The 2,621-nt window shown below is 68.4% G+C and carries 3 protein-coding genes and 1 pseudogene; 3 read left to right on the forward strand and 1 reads right to left on the reverse strand.

What is annotated here, in order from left to right; all coding sequences use genetic code 11:
* Window positions 1-562 (reverse strand): annotated as a pseudogene (locus tag sphsw_RS09750) (S41 family peptidase); the annotation flags it as partial.
* Window positions 563-699: 137 nt separating this feature from the next.
* Between sphsw_RS09750 and sphsw_RS09755 the strand changes: the two are divergent.
* The 3 genes from sphsw_RS09755 to egtB form a co-directional block, all read left to right on the forward strand.
* Complete coding sequence (locus sphsw_RS09755; protein ID WP_031395690.1) at window positions 700-927, forward strand: twin transmembrane helix small protein; 228 nt, start codon at window positions 700-702, stop codon at window positions 925-927.
* A 19-nt stretch (window positions 928-946) separates the two neighbouring features.
* Window positions 947-1,513: a cob(I)yrinic acid a,c-diamide adenosyltransferase gene (locus sphsw_RS09760; protein ID WP_031440452.1), complete on the forward strand. Its 567-nt coding sequence runs from the start codon at window positions 947-949 to the stop codon at window positions 1,511-1,513.
* A 142-nt stretch (window positions 1,514-1,655) separates the two neighbouring features.
* Window positions 1,656-2,621, forward strand: a 966-nt coding sequence (gene egtB, locus sphsw_RS09765; RefSeq protein WP_152555470.1) for an ergothioneine biosynthesis protein EgtB, incomplete at its 3' end; no start/stop codon positions are given.

Genomic DNA, 2,621 nt, shown 5'->3' on the forward strand with positions numbered 1-2,621 from the left:
CGCCCGCGCTGCCCTCTGCGGCGAAGATCGCGCTGACGGTCCGCAGCGTGTTGGCGTTGGTCCCGATCGCGACGATTTCCGCACCGCGATCGACCTGCGCCGCCAGCGCGGCGCCGCCTTCGAAGGATTCGATGACATAGGCGCGCCGCCCGCTGCCATCGATGCCGAGACGGAAGCCGAAGCCGGCATTGGACCCCGCCTCATAATAGGCGTCCTCCTCCTTGATCGACGTCAGATAGGTGAAATAGCGGTCACGGCGCTGGCTTCGCGCGGTCGCGGTGAGCGCGTCGATATAGGCGTCGACGGTCGTATAGGGTGTCGGGTCGAGGCTGGCGGGCAGCGTCTCGGGGAACAGATACCATTCGCGCAGCTGGCCTGCGACCCAGTCCTGCCGCTCGCGCAGGCTGCACCCGGCGACGGTCGTCGGGGTGGTCGTGCCGGTGGTCGGGGTGGACACCCCGGGCGTACCGCCGGTCGATCCCGACACCGCGCCGGAGTCTCCGCCGCACGCACTCAACATAGCCAGCATCGCCAGGCTGGCGCCGATCCGTCCGTTACGCATACTCATTCCCCCATTTGTCACGATGCTAGCCGGGAAGATCGGGGCTGTCAGCGTAGAATTCCGCCCGTTTCGAGGCTTGTCCGGCGACCGGCGGAACGGCCATTGCGGGGCGGCGCGCGCATGCCTAGATTGTCGTCATGAACACCTTCCTCGTCATCCTCCTGATCGCGGCGATGATCGCGACGCTCGTTGCTCTGGTGCGCGGGGTGGTGACGTTCCTGCAGGACCAGTCGGCGCAGGTGAAGGACGGGGGGCCGAGCGCCGCGTCGCTGAAATCGAACCGGATGATGCAGCAGCGCATCTTCTTCCAGGCGATCGCGATCCTGATCGTCGTGCTGATCCTGTTCGCCGCGGGCCGGACCTGAGCCCGAAGGGCCTAACGTCATGGTAAAGCTGAACAAGATCTACACGCGGACCGGCGACGCGGGGACCACGGGGCTGGTCGACGGATCGCGCGTGTCCAAGGCGTGCCCGCGGATGCAGGCGATCGGCGATGTCGACGAGGCGAACAGCGCGATCGGCGTCGCCGCGGTGGCGCTGGGCGATCATCCGCTTGGCCGAGCGCTCGAGCGGATCCAGAACGACCTGTTCGATCTCGGTGCGGACATCGCGACGCCGGGCGAGGATTTCGCGCCGTCGGAGATGACGCTGCGGATCGTCGGTTCGCAGGTCGAGCGGCTCGAAGGCGAGATCGACGCGATGACCGCACAGATGGCGCCGCTGACCAGCTTCATCCTGCCGGGCGGATCGCCGGGCGCCGCGGCGCTGCATCTAGCGCGCGCGATCACGCGGCGCGCCGAACGCGCGGTGGTCGCGGTCGACGACCCGATCAATCCATTGGCATTAGCGTATGTTAACCGCTTGTCGGATTTCCTGTTCGTCGCCGCGCGTGCGGTGAACCAAAACGGGGCGAGCGACGTTCTTTGGCGACCGGGGGCAACGCGCGGATAGCGCTCCGTATCGCTGCATCCTTTTATAAGGGGCCGTGCCGCGTGCATCGCCCGCACGAGGACAGTCGATGCCGAACCCCGTCCCCACCCATGATCCTGCAACCCTGCCTGACACGGACGCGCTCGGTGCCCGCTTTGCAGCCGTGCGCGACCTGTCGATCGCGCTGGCCGCGCCGCTGTCGGATGCGGATGCGACGGTGCAGTCGATGCCCGACGCATCGCCGACCAAATGGCATCTGGCGCATACCAGCTGGTTCTTCGAGACGTTCGTGCTGCGCGATCATGTCGCGGGGTACCGGCTGCACGACGAGCGCTTTCCGTTCCTGTTCAACAGCTATTACGAGGCGGAAGGCCGGCGGCATGCGCGCGACCGGCGCGGGATGATCACGCGGCCGACGCTCGACGAGGTGCGGGCGTACCGCGCGCATGTCGATGCGGCGCTGATCGCGGCGCTGCCCGACCTGCCCGAGGCGGCGCGCGAGCTGGTGGCGCTGGGCTGTCATCACGAGGAGCAGCACCAGGAATTGCTGGTGACCGACATCCTCCATTTGTTTTCGGAAAATCCGCTCGAGCCCGCGGTCTGGGCCGCGCCGCGCAAGGTGCCGGTCGAGATGCCGGGCGCGATCGGCTGGATCGAACGCGACGCCGGGATCGCGCGGATGGGGCATGACGGCGACGGCTTCGCGTTCGATTGCGAGACGCCGCGGCACGACACGCTGCTCGCGCGTCACGCGATCGCCGACCGGACGGTGACCAATGGCGAATGGGCGGCGTTCATTGCCGATGGCGGCTATAGCGAGCCGCGCCACTGGCTCGCCGATGGCTGGGCCTGGGTGAAGGCGGAAGGCATCGTCGCGCCGATGTACTGGGAAGAGCGCGACGGGGGCTGGACGCGGTTCGGGCTCGACGGGCGGCGCGCGATCGATCCGGCGGCGCCGGTGACGCATGTCAGCTTCTACGAGGCGGACGCCTATGCCAGCTGGGCGGGCGCGCGGCTGCCGACCGAGGCCGAGTGGGAGGCCGTCGCGGCGGACTATGCCGGTGATGGCGGCAATCAGATGGATGCGGCGGGCCCGGTCGAGCCGCGGCCGGCACGCGCCGGCGACCCC

This window comes from Sphingomonas sp. FUKUSWIS1, assembly GCF_000733135.1.
In the GTDB taxonomy this organism is placed as follows: Bacteria; Pseudomonadota; Alphaproteobacteria; order Sphingomonadales; family Sphingomonadaceae; genus Sphingomonas; species Sphingomonas aerolata.

Excerpts from the sequence above, each read along its gene's own strand:
- sphsw_RS09755 (WP_031395690.1), top strand. The coding sequence starts at position 700 with ATGAACACCTTCCTCGTCATCCTCCTGATCGCGGCGATGATCGCGACG.
- sphsw_RS09760 (WP_031440452.1), top strand. The coding sequence starts at position 947 with ATGGTAAAGCTGAACAAGATCTACACGCGGACCGGCGACGCGGGGACC.